Below are 15,639 nucleotides of genomic sequence, written 5' to 3'. Positions count from 1 at the left end.
TGCATGACGGTCAATGACGTGAGCGGAACCGCATATCAATCCTCGCATCGCTCAGCCCGGGCGCCGCGCCTGTTCTTGGATACGGGCCTCGCGCGCGCGAGGGTGCTGGAGCTCGACAAGGCGCAGGCAAACTACCTCGGCAACGTGCTGCGCCTGAAGGCTGGCCAATCTGTCCTCGTCTTCAATGGCCGCGACGGCGAATGGCGCGCCGACATCGCATCGTCGGGGCGAAGGGGACTAGCACTTGCAATCCGCGAGAAGACCAGAGAGCAAACGGGTCTTGGAGGCGTCCACTACCTCTTCGCGCCGCTTAAGCAGGCGCGGCTCGACTATGTCGTCCAGAAGGCCGTGGAGATGGGCGTCGCAAGCCTGACGCCGACCGTGACGCAGCACACACAGGTCACGCGGATCAATCACGATCGCCTCGTAGCCAATGTCATCGAGGCGGCCGAGCAATGCGGCATCCTCTCCGTGCCGGAAGTTCGGGCGGAAGTGCGCCTCGCCGAAGCCTTGGCAAACCTGCCCCCGACCTGTCGGCTCATCTTCTGCGACGAGGAAGCGCCGGAGCCTGATCCCATTGCGGCTCTCACCGGGCTCGGCATCGCGGACGAGGTCGCGGTCCTCATAGGACCGGAGGGCGGCTTCGACGAGAACGAGCGCCGCCTCCTTTCCGCCCACCCGGGCGTGCTGCGGCTTGCGCTCGGCCCGCGCATCCTGCGCGCGGATACGGCGGCCGTCGCCGCGCTGGCCCTGGTACAGAGCGTCATGGGCGATTGGCGGGAGCTTGCGCCACGGGCGGGCTAGCATTGCCCGAGGGGCGGCTCAGATTTCGCTTTCCTGAGTCCATTGCCGAGCCGCGTTCAGCACTCTATCTACTCCTGCAATTGTCATCACGCCCGATGCCGGGCCGCAGGGAAGTCTTTGTATGGCCCGGGATTCCTCGAATGCGTCGCCGATTGCCTCTCGCGACGAGCTGATTGCCTATATCGCAGAGGGCGCCAAGCCTGCCGAGCAGTGGCGAATCGGCACCGAGCACGAGAAAATCCCTTTCTATGTCAAAGATAACCGTCCGGTGCCCTATGAAGGGCCGCGCGGTATCAGGGCGTTGCTCGACGGCATGCAGGGCCTTCTCGGCTGGCGGCCTATCATGGAAGGCGACCATCCCATCGGCCTTGAGGACGTCACGGGCGGCGGGGCCATCTCGCTCGAACCCGGCGGGCAGTTCGAACTGTCGGGCGCTCCGCTGACAACGCTGCATCAGATGTCCTGCGAAACCCACGCCCATCTCGCCCAGGTGCGCGAGGTGGCGGAGCCGCTCGGAATTGCGTTTCTCACGCTCGGCATGAGCCCGCTGTGGAGCCTGGACGATACGCCCGTGATGCCAAAAGGGCGCTATGAGATCATGCGCCGCTACATGCCGAAGGTGGGCCAGCATGGTCTCGACATGATGTTCCGGACGGCGACCGTTCAGGTGAACCTCGACTTCGCCTCCGAGGCCGACATGGTCCAGAAGTTGCGAATCGGCCTGGCGCTGCAGCCGCTCGCGACTGCATTGTTCGCCAATTCGCCCTTCACGGAGGGCCGCCCGAACGGCTTCCAGTCCATGCGTTCGCGCATATGGCTCGATACGGACGCCGATCGCACGGGCATGCTACCCTTCGCTTTCGAGGACGGCATGGGATATGAGCGCTATGTGGATTGGGCGCTCGACGTTCCGATGTATTTCGTCAAGCGTGGCGACACTTACCACGACGTCACGGGCGCTTCTTTCAAGGATCTGATGACCGGCCGCTTGGCGGCCCTGCCGGGGGAACGCGCGACGCTCTCCGACTGGGCTAACCACCTCTCTACGCTGTTTCCCGAGGTGCGCCTGAAGCGCTATCTGGAGATGCGGGGCGCTGACACCGGCTCGACACCTTTCCTCTGCGCGCTGCCGGCGTTCTGGGTCGGCCTGCTTTATGACGATGTCGCGCGTGATGGCGCCTGGGAGCTTGTCAAGGGCTGGAGCAACGTGGATCGCGAGACCCTGCGTCGCGACGTTCCCGTGCGGGGGTTGGCCGCGACCGTTGCGGGGCGCCCACTCCGGGAGGTGGCGCGCGACGTGCTTGACCTTTCGCGCGCGGGCCTCGCCCGGCGAGGCCGCCGCGATGCTCAGGGCCGCGATGAGGGCCATTTCCTGGACATATTGGATGAGGTGGTCACCAGCGGCGAAAATGCCGCACAGCGCATGCTCGCGCGCTATGCCGACACGTGGCGGGAGAACGTCGAGCCCGTCTTCAAGACATACGTTTATTGACGTGAACGCGATGCGGATATCGGAACGCCCTGCCGGCTCAAATACGTGGCCGCCGGTTCAGCGGACCCTTGTCTTTCATGGGCGGGCGCGTTCGAAACGCTGCTCAAGGACTTCATGGCCCCATTGGGTGCCTGTCCACTCCTCGGCACAGACGAAGCCGTGTTTCTCATAAAGGTGCCGGGCGGCGGCAAGGCCGCTGAACGTCCATAAATGCGTTGCGGAGAAGCCTTTCTCATCGGCGAAGGCCAGCGCCGTCGCAAGCAGCCTGCGCCCGACACCGCTGTTTCGCACGGTGTCATCGACAATGAACCACCGTAGATGCGCAATGTCGGCGCCGAGATCTTCGCCGTCGATCGCAACCGAGCCGATGATTTCCCCGCCTTGCGTCACGGTCCATATCGCATTCCGGGGTGAATCCAGGCGGTTGCAGAACTCGGCCACGCCGGTCGCGACGACGGACTCGAACCGTTGGCCGAAGCCCGCAACTCGCGAATAATAGAGCGCATGCATTTGCGTGAGGCGCGCGATAAGCCCGGGGCGGTATCCGCTCACGATCTCCATAGAACTAACTCCGGCGTGGCCTTCACGCGGAGTGGCGAGCGCGTCGGCGTAAAGGCGCAAGCCTTCGAGGACCACGCGCTCCTCGCCGGGCTTGAGGCGGCCAAGCGCATCAGCCACTTGATTGCGCGCGAAAGCATGGATGGCGTCGACACGATCTTTTCCGAAAGTCGTCAGCGACAGCATTTTGAGGCGCCCATCTTCATCTCCGGGGGCCTCTCCCACCAATCCCGAAGCCACCAACTTGCGCAGCATTCTGCTGATGCTCGATTTTTCGAGGTGAAGGCGCTCCGCCAGATCGCGGGCCGTGACCCCCCCTGCGTCGATCTCGATCAGCGCATGAACCGCTGAGGGAGAGAGGTCGGTCCCAGCGAAGGATCCGCCCATAAAGCCGAGTTCCCGCACGAGCTGACGCGATGCTGCACGGATGGCATCGATGAACCGGGGCGCCGCGGGAGGAGACATGATCAGCCGATATCATTTAGTTGTATCATGCAACTAAATGATATCGGCTGAGACGTGTCAAGGGGAACGCGCGTGAAGCAACGCTGCGAGCATCTGCCTCCCTGCGTCGGATAGAGCAAATGGTCCGATCCGGTCTTTACCGCTCATATACCCTGAGCCGTGATAAGCCGGCCCGCCGGTGTGGCTTTAACGTGTTCGACAGGGCTTGCCCCCGATGCTCTCAGCGTGACGGGAGACTGGCATGTTCAAAGCGTATTTGCGGAACGAGAAGGCGGCCACAACGATCGAATACGGGGTTATCGCCGCCTTCGTCGTTGTCGGCATCATCGCCAATCTCTCGATCATCGGCCCCAGCATTCTCAGGCTGATCGAGACCGCCTCCAGCTCGCTGCGCTGAGCCTTGCTGGCGGGATATGATCATCCCGCCGGAAAGGATGCCTCTGGTCGGTGAAAAGATGCGACCGGCACGGAGCGCTCGCACCCTCGATGCCCGGTGCGCCCAGCCGCCGGAGATCTTCGCTACTCGGCCGCCATTTCGATGAACTGGCGGTCGCGACGGAGATTGTCGAGGCTTTGGATGATGTGCTCGGCAAGCGCGGCGCTCAGTGCCGACGAGGCGCGATTGTTACGAACGAGCCCGATCTTGCAGGAGGGAAGCGCGGGGAAGCCGTCCGATGGACCGAGCACCCGCATGCCGGGACGAACGGCGCTTTCGGGTAGCACCGCCACCGCGAGCCCTGCCATGACCGCGGCACCAACCGCGGTGGAGTTCCAGCTCGAATAGAGAATGCGATAATGCTTGCCGGCACTGTCGAGCGCTTCCGTTGCGCTTTGCCGCCAGTTGCATGTCGAGCGTCCCAATGCGAGGGGGACTGGTGTCTCCTCGTGGGTGCAATGTCGTGTCGATGTGACCCAAAGGAGTTGCTCCACGCGGACCACCTCCGCCAGATGGGGCCGGCTTTCGATATGCGTGATGATCGCGAGGTCGAGATCTCCCGCCTGGATCCGTTCGAGCAGGATAGGAGTGGGCTCGCAGACGACGGTGACTTCCACCTTCGGATTCGAGCGCGAGAAGCGGGCCAGGATCTCCGGCAGATAGCGGTCGGCATAGTCATCGGGCAGCCCAAGGCGTACGCGGCCGGCCAGGTCGGCCTCGCCGAAGCTCGCCAGACATTCGCGGTTGAGCTGGATGATGCGGCGCGCGTAATCGAGGAGACGCTCGCCATCCTCCGTCAACCGCGAGTGCCGGCCATCACGTTCGAACACGGCGAGGCCAAGCCGCTCCTCGAGCCGCTTCATCTGCATGGAGACTGCCGACTGGGTCTTGTGAACGAGCTCCGCGGCACGCGTGAACGACCCCGTATCCGCGATGGCAACGAAGGTCTTGAGCTGATCCGAGTCGAGAAGATGGGACATGGCATCCCCCGCGCGATTTCGATGAGAACGAATTCAATCATATTTCGTGATGATTTCAATGAAAAACATTCTCTGTAGTGATTCGTCCGCTTCGGTTATAGTGGCCTTGTATCCAGAAAGAGGGACCGAAGGCGGTGGCCATGTTGCGCTTCTTTTCGAGGCGTGATGGCGCGCGGCTACGTTTTTTTCGCCCCTCGTGGCAGAAGGATCGGATCGATGGAAGAAGTTTTATCCAGTGAAAACAGTAGATTAGCGCACAGCCAGAAGGGTGGCAGGCTAGTTCAGGCATCAGTCTGGGGTGCGCGGCTTCAGAGGCTGGGCTGGGTTGTGGCTTTCCGGATCGCTCGCACTGCGCGGGCCCTGCGTCACCGGCGTGAGGTGTGGCAGCTGACGGAGTTCGACGAGCGCGCCCTGCACGACATCGGATTGTCGCGCAGCGATGTGGCCGGCGCGTTGTCCCAGCCCCTCCATAGCGATCCTTCCGTCATTCTCGCCGAGCGTGCGGAGAAGCGCGTTCGTAAATCCATGCGCCGCGCATGAATACATCGCGACAAGATCCGGGACGACATAGTCCCATGACTTCAGGTGACCACGAGGGCCATTGATTTCAGTCAGTGGCCCTTTTCTTTTCAGCGCAAGCGGAGTTGCGGTCGCCCATCGCGGAATACGACCTCTCGTCAGAGCTACCGTGCTGCATCGCCCTCGGCGAGAATGTCCCGTGTTTCGGCGCTGAGCGCTTGAGAAGAGGTCGGAGGTTCCGTCAGCGGTTCCGGCGTGACGACCGCCGCCAGACCGTGGTGAAGCAGGTCCGCTCCCCCCAGGAAGCCATCGCTCTTCTGCAGCATCAGCCGCGCAACGTCGCGTCGCCGGACGTCATCCTGAACGGCAATCGCGTCCTCGCGACTATAGCCGAGCTCCTCGAGCGCGGCGCGCCCCAGTGTCAGCGCGGATTCGAATGTTTCGCGCAGCTGATAATCAACCTCCTGCTGCATCAGTGCGATTGCATGGGCGCGATCGATCGCCCGGGCGTAGACGGCCGCGTCGGGAAATTCGGCTCGCAGAAGCTCGACGATCGTGGTCGCCGTCTCGGGGCTGTCCACACAGACACAGATGACAGTCGCCTGCGCGGCGCCCGAAGCGCGCAGCACATCAAGCCGCGTTCCATCACCATAATAGACCTTGAAGCCAAAGCGAGATGCCTCGCGAATGCGGTCGACATCGTGATCGATGACGGTGACGTCGATCCGCTGGGCGAGCAGGATCTGGTTCACCACCTGTCCGAAGCGCCCGAAGCCGATGACGATGACCTTGCCGTTCGCATCGGCGAGCGCCTCGAGATCCGTGTCTCCGGCGTCCACCTGCGGGCGCGTTCGTTCGAGGACCCTGTCCACGACTTTGGCGAAGATCGGACCGATGAGCATCGTCAGTGCGGCCATCGCGGTCACGATCTGCACCTGATCACCGTCGAGCAGTCCTCGCGAACCCGCCAGGGGAAAGATGACGAACGAGAATTCGCCCGCCGGACCAAGCAAGGCACCCATCCGAAAGCTATCGCGCCAGCTGCTGCCGAAGATGCGGCCCGCGGTGGCCCCAATCAGCGTTTTGGCGATGACGAGCGCCGGGACAGCAAGCGCCAGCAGGCCTACATGCGCGATGATCACGTCGATGTCGATGGACATGCCGACGCTCATGAAGAACAGGCCCAGCAGCACGCCGCGGAAGGGCTCGATATCGGCCTCCAGCTGGTGGCGGAAGTTCGATTCCGCGAGCAGCACGCCGGCGAGGAAGGCCCCCATCGCCATCGACAGCCCGACTTTCTCCATGATGAAAGCCGCACCAAGTACGACGAGCAATGCCGCTGCGGTCATCACCTCACGCGCGCCGCTTGAAGCGAGCAGCCGGAAGAACGGATTGAGCAGATAGCGGCCGATGAGCACGACCGCGGCAACGGCGATCAGCGCGCGAGCGATCTCGAAGAGAGTCATGACGAGGCTGCCGCCGCCAGCGCTGAGCACTGTCGTGGTGGCGAGCAGGGGCACGAGTGCGAGGATCGGGACGATCGACAGGTCCTGGAACAGGAGGATCGCGAAACTGCGCTCGCCATAGGTGGCATGCAGATCGCCCCGCTCCTCCAGGGTCTGCAGGGCGATGGCCGTCGCCGACAGCGCGAGCGCGAGGCCGGTGACAACGCTGCCGCGCATCGGAATGCCGGCGGCGGTAAGCGCCAGCATTGCAACACCACCCGTCATCAGAAGCTGCGTCAGGCCCAGGCCGAAAATGTCGCGGCGCATGGCGAAGAGCCGCGACAGGTTGAGTTCGAGCCCTACAATGAAGAGGAGGAGCACCACGCCGATCTCGGCGACCCCGGCAACCGTTTCAGGCTCGCCGATCAATGCCAGCCCATCCGGACCGATGAAGACGCCAGCGCAGAGATAGCCAAGCACAGCTCCAAGGCCGATGCGCCGGAAGATCGGCACGGCTACGACGGCTGCGCCGCAGAAGACGAGGACCGGCAGCAGGTAGCTGGCATGGGAGGCGCTGTCGTTCATGGAATGCTCTGCGAGCTCGAAGGAAAGAGATGGACGGAGCCATTGCCGGATGCGCGCGATGCCTCGACGGAGGCGTCGTTGCACTTCTGTCGCTATGAACTAAGGCGGGGGGAGGGCGCTGTCGATCAAGCCATGTCGCGCAAGCGCGGAGGCCAAGCCCTCTGGAGAGACGAAGACATGACCGGTAAGTCCCGCCATCTCGGCGCCCCGGACATTACGCGGTTTGTCGTCGGTGAAAAAGGCCTCGTGCGGGGCGACGCCCACGCGCCTCGCGACTGCGCGATAGATCTCGGGATCAGGTTTTTTCAGGCCGAACATGGCTGAGACGAACAGCCGCTCACCAAACAGCGCGGGGAGCGCGGGAAAAAGGGTCGCGATTTCCTCTGCGACGAGAAAGCCGTTGTTAGTGAGAAGTGCCACCGGCACGCGCGTTTTCACCGCCTCCACCATCAACAGAACTTCTGGACGGGGATGCATCGCAAGCCGTCGCGCGTCGACCCATTCCGTGCGGGTCAACGGGTAGCCGAGACGCTCGCCGAAGCCGGCGAGATAGCGGGCCGCGTCGAGATCCCCGGCGTCGGACCGCGCCTCGAAGCCCGAATCCCATATCGCGGAGAGGATGTAGTCTGGGGAGCGGCCGCTGAGGGCGGCGAGGGTGTCGATGCGGGCCGCGCGATCATAGGTGCAGAGAACGTCGTCCATATCGAAGATGGCGAGCTTCAACTGAGACATGATATTCAACCTATTGAACCGCGCTCGGCTTGACATGCCATGCCTGCTACCGCCACATCCAGCTATGCCTAGCCGGAAAGCACGATGACCGCTGTCTTAGATACCCCTGTTGCAAAGCCGCCACTGACGGTGCTGATCTGTGCGCCGCGTGGGTTCTGTGCAGGGGTCGTCCGCGCTATCGACGCGGTTGAAAAGGCCCTCGCGCTCTATGGTCCGCCAGTCTACGTGCGTCACGAGATCGTCCACAACAAATATGTCGTGGAGAGCCTCAAGCGGAAGGGCGCCGTCTTCGTGGACGAGCTGGATGAAGTGCCGGACACTGAGGCGCCTGTTATCTTCTCTGCCCATGGCGTGCCGAAATCCGTGCCCGACGAGGCTCTGAAACGCCGTCTTTTCGGAATTGACGCAACCTGCCCGCTGGTGACCAAAGTTCACCGTGAGGCCGAGGTGCATCACAAGAAGGGCCGACACGTGTTATTGATCGGCCACGCTGGCCACCCCGAAGTGGTCGGCACGATGGGGCAGCTGCCGCCAGGTGCGATAACCCTCGTCGAGACGATCGAAGATGTTGGCACGATCGCGGTCGCGGACCCGGACAATCTCGCCTATGTCACGCAAACGACCTTGTCGGTGGACGATACCCAGGCGGTCGTCGATGCCCTGAAGGCGCGTTTTCCCACGATTGCCGCACCGCATAAGGAAGACATCTGCTATGCCACGACCAATCGCCAGGAGGCGGTGAAGCGCGTGGCGCCCCAGGTGGATGCCATGATCGTGGTGGGATCTCCGAATTCATCCAATTCCCAGCGTCTGCGCGAGGTCGCGGAGCGCGCCGGCTGCCCTGTAGCCCGTCTCGTGCTGCGCAACGACGAGATAGACTGGAGCCTTTTCTCCGGTATCAGGACCCTTGGTGTGACCGCAGGCGCTTCCGCGCCCGAGATTCTGGTGGAAGAAATTATCGATGCTTTTGCCGAACGTTTCGCGGTAACGGTGGAAACGGTCTCGACTGCGGATGAAAGCGTGTTCTTCCCGCTGCCGCGGGCCTTGCGGGACCAGGCGGCGGAGTAGGCGATGGCGGTTTACACGGAGGTGGGCGACGAGGAGCTCGCGAGCTTCGTCGCAGGCTACGACATTGGCCAGGTGCTCTCGGTGAAGGGCATCGCCGAGGGCGTCGAGAATTCGAACTTCCTGCTCCATACCGAGCGCGGCTTTTATATCCTGACCCTCTATGAGAAGCGTGTCCGCCAGGAGGACCTGCCGTTCTTCATCGGCTTGATGGACCATCTCGCCAGGCGCGGCATCATCTGCCCCGAGCCTGTGCGCATGCGTTCAGGCGAAACCCTGGGCAGGCTCGCGGGCCGACCGGCCGCGATCGTGACCTTTCTCGACGGTGTCTGGGTCAAGCGGCCGACGGCCACGCACTGCCGCGCCGTCGGCGGCGCGCTCGCCGCTTTTCACAAGGCCGGCGCGGATTTCTCCATCCGGCGCCCGAACAACCTGTCTTTGTCCGGCTGGCGCCCCCTTTTCGAGCAGGCGGGCGATGGCGCCGATCGCGTGGCCGCCGGCTTAACCGCGCGCACCGCCGCCGCGCTCGTGGAACTGGAGCGTGACTGGCCGACCGGCCTGCCTCAGGGGGTCATCCATGCGGATCTCTTCCCCGACAACGTGTTCTTCATCGGAGAGACGCTGTCCGGGCTGATCGATTTTTATTTCGCCTGCAATGACGCCCTCGCTTATGACCTGGCGATCTGCCTCAATGCCTGGTGTTTCGAGGCGGACGGATCCTTCAACCTCACCAAGGGCCAGGCGCTGATCGATGGCTATGAGGCGCAGCGCCCCCTGACGCCGGAGGAAGTGGCGGCGTTGCCTATCCTTTGCCGCGGTTCGGCGCTGCGCTTCATGTTGACCCGACTTGTCGACTGGCTGAATGTTCCGCCGGGTGCCTTGGTAAGGCCAAAGGATCCCCTGGAATACGACCGTAAGCTCGCTTTCCATCGCCGTGTTATCGACGCGCGTGACTACGGGCTGCGCCGGTGACGGCCGACCGTGTCGTGATCCACACGGATGGCGCGTGTTCCGGGAATCCCGGCCCGGGCGGCTGGGGGGCCGTGCTTGCTTATAAAGGTCATGAGAAGGAACTCTCGGGCGGCGAGGCGATGACCACCAACAACCGGATGGAGTTGATGGCCGCGATTTCCGCCCTCGAGTCGCTGAAGCGCGCCTGCGCCGTCGATCTCTACACGGATTCCCAATATGTCCGCTCCGGCGTTACCCAGTGGCTCGCGAACTGGAAAGCGCGGGGGTGGCGCACGGCGGACAAGAAGCCTGTGAAGAACGAGGACCTGTGGCGACGCCTCGACGAGGCGCAGGCGCGGCACACGGTTTCCTGGCATTGGGTGAGGGGCCACGCCGGCCACGCCGAAAACGAGCGTGTCGACGCGCTGGCCCGGGCCGGCATGGCGCCGTTCAAGGCAATGCGTTGAGCGCTTCGCAAAGCAGGCTCAGCACACTGCAAAATTTGCAGCCCCAAAACGGCACATTGTGAATTACTTCTGCTCAACCTGATTTTTACCTAAACCCCGCATGATCCGGATTGTCAGTTGCGTAACCGGATTATCGCGTCATGGGTATTGCTTTTAACCATGCCGCTGGAGCCTCGCCCCGGAGTAAGGTCTCGCGTACCGGGGCGAGGGTGCCAGTGGAAGCAGCGGAATTTCATCCGCTCCCTGTCGATCAGGTTTTGGTCGGCGATTGCGTCGCCTCCCTGAATTCCCTCCCGGCAAACAGTGTTGACCTCGTCTTCGCGGATCCTCCCTACAATCTGCAGCTTGAGGGTACGCTGACGCGGCCGGATAATAGCCTCGTCGATGCCGTCGATGACGACTGGGATAAGTTCAATAGTTTTACCGAATATGACGCCTTCACGCGTGCCTGGCTGGCGGCCTGCCGCCGTGTTCTCAAGAAGAACGGCACGTTGTTTGTCATAGGTTCCTACCACAATATTTTCCGCGTTGGTTCATCGCTGCAGGACCTCGGCTATTGGATCCTCAATGATATCGTCTGGCGCAAAGCCAACCCGATGCCGAATTTCCGCGGCCGGCGCTTCACGAATGCGCATGAGACGCTCATTTGGGCGGCACACAGCGCGGACAGCAAGAACTACACCTTCCATTACGAAACGCTGAAAGCCGGCAATGACGACGTGCAGATGCGTTCGGACTGGCATTTCCCTCTATGCACCGGCGAGGAGCGCCTGAAGGACGCGAACGGCCAAAAGCTTCATGCAACGCAGAAGCCTGAAGCGTTACTCGCGCGTGTTCTCCTCGCCGCCAGCAATCCGGGGGATGTTGTCCTCGACCCCTTCTTTGGCACGGGCACCACGGGCGCCGTCGCTAAGCGTCTAGGCCGTCATTTCATCGGCCTGGAGCGTGATCCCGGCTATGCCGCGGCTGCGCGCGAGCGCATTGCCGGCATTGAGCGCTTCTCGGGCCCGGTCATTGCGGCGGCCCCGGCGAAACGGACGGAGCCGCGGGTGCCCTTTCTGGCTCTCGTCGAGGCAGGGCTGGTCACACCAGGCGAAATGGTGACGGATCATGCCGGCCGCCATCACGCGGTCGTCCGTGCCGACGGCACGCTTTGCGCCGGCCCGGCGGTGGGATCCATTCACAAGATCGGCGCGCTCGTGCAAGGCTTCCCCTCGTGCAACGGCTGGACCTTCTGGCATCTGGAGCGCAACGGCGCCCGCATCCCGATCGATGACCTGCGCACAACGATACGCGCGGAGATCGCCAAGGCGGCTTGATGCGTGCACCCCTGCGGCGGAGGGCGAGCCGGCTGAAAGGCCGGCCTTTCGCCGACCCAAGAGTGGCGGGTGCTGGTCATGGCGCGTGGAGCCAGCGATAAAAACCGATCATATCATCGGGTGCGATGGATTTGACGCACCATACGTGGTGATGGCTCAGCGCTTAATCCACGAGCTACGCGGGCCGGCTGGGTGGTCATGAATTGCGGCTCATGTGAATTCCGGCTCCCGATCAGGATTTTGGATATCATCAGACGACGGTCGTCTTCCGTTGCGGGGATTGCGCGCGCGCTGGTTGCAATTCTAGTCAAGCGTCTAAGACGTCCAGCATATTCTGGATATGGCCGTTCCGGCGGTTGGGCTGGGCAGGATCGCATTCTTAGGTGATGAAACCCGAGCGTTGTTGTTACCTCCGGCACCCGTGTAGTCATTAGTGACAACTATATACCTGAAGGAGACGTGCTTCCCATAGTCCGGCCGCGGCTGTCGCCGCTGTCATGGGTAGGTCAAGCGCTCTTTTGTCGGAGGTATGGAATGCAATAAGGCCGCTATCGTTTGCGGCGACTTGCCACTATTTCGTTACTATCCTATGCAAACTGCGGTCGCCTAAGGAGGACGTATTTCTTTCGGCGGTCTGGGGGATCTGCGGCACCTTCTTGAGCCCAAGATTTATCGCGGAGTGAGTATAGGTGGGGGAATGGTTTTTCAGCGGGACGTTCTAGGATCGTGGCAGAGCGATATTCAATTCATTAGGTCTGCACTTGATAAGGCACAGGCGGTTGACATTGTCTCATTTGATATTTTTGACACAGTTCTGACGCGACTGTTGGATAGTCCTGTTGATGTATTTGCCGAAGTCGAGCGGCGTCTTACCAGTCAGTTCAATGCTGAAGCAGATGGGTTCGCGCTCGCGCGTGAAGACGCTGAGCGTGCCGCGCGGATTCATCATGGCAATTTCGGCGCGGAAGACATCACATTCGATGAGATCTACGAACATTTCGCGCTCCTGTGGAAAGGCAACCCGCAGATTGTGGCGGAAGGCCGCCAGTTGGAGCTGGCCGTCGAGACGGAGCTTCTCGTTGCTGTCCCTGATACGCTTGCACTGATCGCGGAGCTGCGCCGTCGCGAGATCCCGTTCATGTTCGTTTCTGACATGTATCTTCCCGTTGCCTTCGTGGCGGAGAGGCTTGTCGAGAACGGCTTTGCGGGATGGTCCGAACTTCTGATGTCGGGTCATGCCAAGGTCACAAAATCGACCGGTGCGGTATGGCCGGTGGTCGGCGCGCCAGACCGGCGGATCCTCCATATTGGCGACGATCATTGGGCCGACTACACGAAACCTCGTGATTATGGCGTCACGACGTTGCTCTATAGCCGCGCCAAGTCGGAGCGTCGTGTCGGCGCGCCGCTCACGCCGGCTTTGCTTCCGTTCTCGCGAGCCCAGCGGCTCGGTGAGCTGGCTGCGCGCGAAGACGCGGGGAAGGTGCTCGGCCAGGAGGCAACCGCCCGGCAGTTGGGCGAGGCACTAGGCGTTCTCGTCGTCGGAACCTATGTGCGCTGGCTTGACGAGCGGTTGCGCCGACACAAGATCGATCGCGTCTATTTCTGCGCGCGGGACGGCTGGCTCATTCAGCGGGCTTGGCGCGCGGCCGGCCTCGACTATGCCAGCGCCGTAACGGACAGCTATCTCTATATCGCTCGGCGCCCGCTCAATCTGGCCTGCGGCTACCTGGACAGTACGCCCAAGCGGCTTTCGTCGGAACTTATAGATTTTCTTTCAACGAGTGACGGTATCGTCACTGTTGATACCGTGCTCAAGCGCGCAGGACTGGACGGAATTCCCGGCCTGGTCGCCGATGCGCGCCAGGAGATCGGCCCGCCCGATACGCCGTTGCTCTGGAAAGCAGGGCATATTACGACGCTCCACTCGCTTCTTCAGCGCCATGCAAGTGAGGTTCACGCCATCCTCAAGCCGGCCTATGATTCCATCCTTGGCTATCTCGAGCAGGAGGGACTGTTCGCGGACGGCAAGGTGGCCATGATCGACATGGGTTGGAACGGCACGATGCAGCGGTCGCTTCGCAAGGTCGGGCGATCGGTTCGGACAGACTTTGAGATTGCAGGTTTTTACTATGGGCTTTGGCCGACAGCCTTGGCTAATCGATTCGCCGCCGGCTATATGGAAGCGGCATTTGCAAACGAATTCCAGAGCTTCAACGAGCAATCCGCGGTCCATGGAGCTGTGGAGTTGCTTGAGGAGCTTCATTCGGCCCCGCACGGGACCGTGAGGGGCTATGAGCGCGAAGGTAATGGCTGGAAGCCAGCTCTGGCCGATAGTCCTGGTGAAAAGCAGCAATATCAATCAGTGACCCGTCACTTTCAGGATGGCGTAGTCGAAGGTATTGCTGAGCTTTTCAATAACGGAAGCTATCGCGGGCTGACCATCGATGATCTTACGGTCGAGAACGCCAAGGCCGCGCTGGCAGCGGTCATTCTTTCCCCAAGCAGCGCTGAGCTTGACATGCTTGCGACGCTTGGCCACTGCTCAACGTTCGACCATGCCGCCTTCAATCCGGTTTTTCCAAACAGCCTTCCAGCATCACCCGAAGAGCGTATGGCGGCCTTCCAAAGAACGGGGTGGCGTTTAGGCATGTTGCGACATTGGCGCGCAACCGGCGGTGACGTCGACCGACAGATCGTCAACGAATTCGCCCGCAGCAACCTCGCCCATCTGGGTGAGCGAGTCCTTCGCCAGTTCTGGTAGAATAGTCGAGATATGAGCAAGTTATTTCCAACTAGCATGGATGATGTTGATGCGAGCCCTGGATCTCGCGTTTCTATACTTATGCGTACGAAGGATCGTCCTGTTCTTCTCGTTCGCGCCTTTGCCAGTGTGCTCAATCAGACCCATCAGGACTGGCATCTATACCTCGTCAATGATGGCGGCAGGCCGGGTCCGGTGGATGAAATCTGCGCGCAATATGCGGGCGCTTTCGGTGATCGTCTGACGACGATTCATCACGAAACATCAAAGGGAATGGAGGCGGCGTCTAATGCGGCGCTCCACGCGTCGCAGGGGGATTTCATCGCGGTTCATGATGATGATGATGCTTGGCACCCCCATTTTCTCGCGAGAACGGTTGGCTTTCTCAACAATGCAAGCAATGCCAATTGTGCAGCGGTTGCGGCGCGGTGCCAGGTCGTCATGGAGCGCATCCAGGGCGATATGGTCGTCGAAGAAGCGCGGATGGAATGGGGATACTGGAGGGAGCTGATTGATTTTGGTGGGATGCTCCATACGAATTGCATCCCCCCGATCTGCCTGCTCATACGCCGCTCAGTGGTGGATACAATAGGGGAGTTCAATCGCCATCTGCCGGTATTGGGGGACTGGGATTATAATCTACGTATTATGCTGGCCGGCGATATTGGAACGATCAATGAAAATTTGTGCTATTACCATCAAAGATCTTACTCTGCTGAAGCCAATGTTTATGGGAATTCTGTGGGCAAGGGCCAGACAAAGCACGATATATATGGCGTGTATTATGCGAATAGTTTGATAAGGCCTTTACTTCGTGATAGTCCAGGCCATATAGGACTAATGCATATTCTTCTGAAGCGGATGAGCCAGCAGCAGGAGGAGATCCGTTGGCTTAACCAGCAGCTTAGCGACCAACTGAGCAGTCAACTCCGCCAGTTCGAACCCACGTTGCATACCATTAACCAGATGCTCCGCGGGCCTCGCTGGGCATGGCGAAAGCTCTATCCATTCCGCCGCTTTATCGCAAAAATGCGGGGACGTGTCTAAAGGCTAAATC

The 15,639-nt window shown here is 61.4% G+C and carries 14 protein-coding genes; 10 read left to right on the top strand and 4 right to left on the bottom strand.

Translation table 11 applies throughout. The annotated features are described in order from the left end of the window. Window positions 1-18 precede the first annotated feature (18 nt). Together KIO76_RS00790 and KIO76_RS00785 are read left to right on the top strand one after the other, a co-directional pair. The gene (locus tag KIO76_RS00790; protein WP_349629355.1) at window positions 19-804 is read left to right on the top strand and encodes a 16S rRNA (uracil(1498)-N(3))-methyltransferase; all 786 of its coding nucleotides are present in this window, start codon (window positions 19-21) and stop codon (window positions 802-804) included. A 121-nt stretch (window positions 805-925) separates the two neighbouring features. Beyond that, window positions 926-2,296 carry a glutamate--cysteine ligase gene (locus tag KIO76_RS00785; RefSeq protein WP_213321023.1) on the top strand — a complete coding sequence of 457 codons (1,371 nt, stop codon included), beginning with the start codon at window positions 926-928 and terminating at the stop codon, window positions 2,294-2,296. A 75-nt stretch (window positions 2,297-2,371) separates the two neighbouring features. On the opposite strand, the gene KIO76_RS00780 is transcribed toward KIO76_RS00785, so the two are convergent. Beyond that, window positions 2,372-3,319, bottom strand: coding sequence for a bifunctional helix-turn-helix transcriptional regulator/GNAT family N-acetyltransferase (locus KIO76_RS00780; protein WP_249729425.1), 948 nt, complete (start codon window positions 3,317-3,319; stop codon window positions 2,372-2,374). Between the two features lie 241 nt (window positions 3,320-3,560). On the opposite strand from KIO76_RS00780, the gene KIO76_RS00775 reads away from it, so the two are divergent. After that, window positions 3,561-3,716 carry a Flp family type IVb pilin gene (locus KIO76_RS00775; RefSeq protein ID WP_213321022.1) on the top strand — a complete coding sequence of 52 codons (156 nt, stop codon included), beginning with the start codon at window positions 3,561-3,563 and terminating at the stop codon, window positions 3,714-3,716. A gap of 122 nt (window positions 3,717-3,838) precedes the next feature. Here KIO76_RS00775 and KIO76_RS00770 read toward each other — a convergent pair whose 3' ends face one another. Then, window positions 3,839-4,735 carry a LysR substrate-binding domain-containing protein gene (locus KIO76_RS00770; protein WP_213321021.1) on the bottom strand — a complete coding sequence of 299 codons (897 nt, stop codon included), beginning with the start codon at window positions 4,733-4,735 and terminating at the stop codon, window positions 3,839-3,841. Between the two features lie 165 nt (window positions 4,736-4,900). On the opposite strand from KIO76_RS00770, the gene KIO76_RS00765 reads away from it, so the two are divergent. Beyond that, window positions 4,901-5,275 (top strand): YjiS-like domain-containing protein, encoded by a 375-nt coding sequence (locus KIO76_RS00765; protein ID WP_213321020.1) that lies wholly within the window; start codon window positions 4,901-4,903, stop codon window positions 5,273-5,275. A 143-nt stretch (window positions 5,276-5,418) separates the two neighbouring features. Here KIO76_RS00765 and KIO76_RS00760 read toward each other — a convergent pair whose 3' ends face one another. Continuing rightward, complete coding sequence (locus KIO76_RS00760; protein WP_213321019.1) at window positions 5,419-7,284, bottom strand: monovalent cation:proton antiporter-2 (CPA2) family protein; 1,866 nt, start codon at window positions 7,282-7,284, stop codon at window positions 5,419-5,421. A 99-nt stretch (window positions 7,285-7,383) separates the two neighbouring features. Further along, window positions 7,384-8,016: an HAD family hydrolase gene (locus KIO76_RS00755; RefSeq protein WP_213321018.1), complete on the bottom strand. Its 633-nt coding sequence runs from the start codon at window positions 8,014-8,016 to the stop codon at window positions 7,384-7,386. An 84-nt stretch (window positions 8,017-8,100) separates the two neighbouring features. Between KIO76_RS00755 and ispH the strand changes: the two genes are divergently transcribed. The 6 genes from ispH (at window position 8,101) to KIO76_RS00725 (ending at window position 15,629) form a co-directional block, all read left to right on the top strand. Further along, on the top strand, window positions 8,101-9,084 hold the full coding sequence (gene ispH, locus KIO76_RS00750; RefSeq protein WP_213321017.1) for a 4-hydroxy-3-methylbut-2-enyl diphosphate reductase: 984 nt from the start codon (window positions 8,101-8,103) through the stop codon (window positions 9,082-9,084). A 3-nt stretch (window positions 9,085-9,087) separates the two neighbouring features. Beyond that, window positions 9,088-10,053: a homoserine kinase gene (gene thrB / locus KIO76_RS00745; protein WP_213321016.1), complete on the top strand. Its 966-nt coding sequence runs from the start codon at window positions 9,088-9,090 to the stop codon at window positions 10,051-10,053. Then, window positions 10,050-10,499 carry a ribonuclease HI gene (gene rnhA / locus KIO76_RS00740; protein ID WP_213321015.1) on the top strand — a complete coding sequence of 150 codons (450 nt, stop codon included), beginning with the start codon at window positions 10,050-10,052 and terminating at the stop codon, window positions 10,497-10,499. Before thrB ends, rnhA begins: the two co-directional genes overlap by 4 nt. Before the next feature lie 140 nt (window positions 10,500-10,639). Continuing rightward, window positions 10,640-11,818 (top strand): site-specific DNA-methyltransferase, encoded by a 1,179-nt coding sequence (locus KIO76_RS00735; protein WP_213321014.1) that lies wholly within the window; start codon window positions 10,640-10,642, stop codon window positions 11,816-11,818. 826 nt (window positions 11,819-12,644) lie between these two features. Further along, complete coding sequence (locus KIO76_RS00730) at window positions 12,645-14,582, top strand: hypothetical protein (RefSeq protein ID WP_213321013.1); 1,938 nt, start codon at window positions 12,645-12,647, stop codon at window positions 14,580-14,582. A gap of 12 nt (window positions 14,583-14,594) precedes the next feature. Beyond that, on the top strand, window positions 14,595-15,629 hold the full coding sequence (locus KIO76_RS00725) for a glycosyltransferase family 2 protein (RefSeq protein ID WP_213321012.1): 1,035 nt from the start codon (window positions 14,595-14,597) through the stop codon (window positions 15,627-15,629). Window positions 15,630-15,639: the final 10 nt, after the last annotated feature.

It is taken from the genome of Chelatococcus sp. YT9 (assembly GCF_018398315.1).
In the GTDB taxonomy this organism is placed as follows: domain Bacteria; phylum Pseudomonadota; class Alphaproteobacteria; order Rhizobiales; family Beijerinckiaceae; genus Chelatococcus.
Note: the sequence above shows the minus strand (reverse complement) of the source record. Positions and strands in the feature narration are given on the sequence as shown.

Excerpts from the sequence above, each read along its gene's own strand:
- KIO76_RS00785 (WP_213321023.1), top strand. The coding sequence starts at position 926 with ATGGCCCGGGATTCCTCGAATGCGTCGCCGATTGCCTCTCGCGACGAG.
- KIO76_RS00735 (WP_213321014.1), top strand. The coding sequence starts at position 10,640 with ATGGGTATTGCTTTTAACCATGCCGCTGGAGCCTCGCCCCGGAGTAAG.
- KIO76_RS00760 (WP_213321019.1), bottom strand. The coding sequence starts at position 7,284 with ATGAACGACAGCGCCTCCCATGCCAGCTACCTGCTGCCGGTCCTCGTC.
- ispH (WP_213321017.1), top strand. The coding sequence starts at position 8,101 with ATGACCGCTGTCTTAGATACCCCTGTTGCAAAGCCGCCACTGACGGTG.
- KIO76_RS00780 (WP_249729425.1), bottom strand. The coding sequence starts at position 3,319 with ATGTCTCCTCCCGCGGCGCCCCGGTTCATCGATGCCATCCGTGCAGCA.
- KIO76_RS00755 (WP_213321018.1), bottom strand. The coding sequence starts at position 8,016 with ATGTCTCAGTTGAAGCTCGCCATCTTCGATATGGACGACGTTCTCTGC.
- KIO76_RS00770 (WP_213321021.1), bottom strand. The coding sequence starts at position 4,735 with ATGTCCCATCTTCTCGACTCGGATCAGCTCAAGACCTTCGTTGCCATC.
- thrB (WP_213321016.1), top strand. The coding sequence starts at position 9,088 with ATGGCGGTTTACACGGAGGTGGGCGACGAGGAGCTCGCGAGCTTCGTC.
- KIO76_RS00725 (WP_213321012.1), top strand. The coding sequence starts at position 14,595 with ATGAGCAAGTTATTTCCAACTAGCATGGATGATGTTGATGCGAGCCCT.
- KIO76_RS00765 (WP_213321020.1), top strand. The coding sequence starts at position 4,901 with ATGGCGCGCGGCTACGTTTTTTTCGCCCCTCGTGGCAGAAGGATCGGA.
- KIO76_RS00775 (WP_213321022.1), top strand. The coding sequence starts at position 3,561 with ATGTTCAAAGCGTATTTGCGGAACGAGAAGGCGGCCACAACGATCGAA.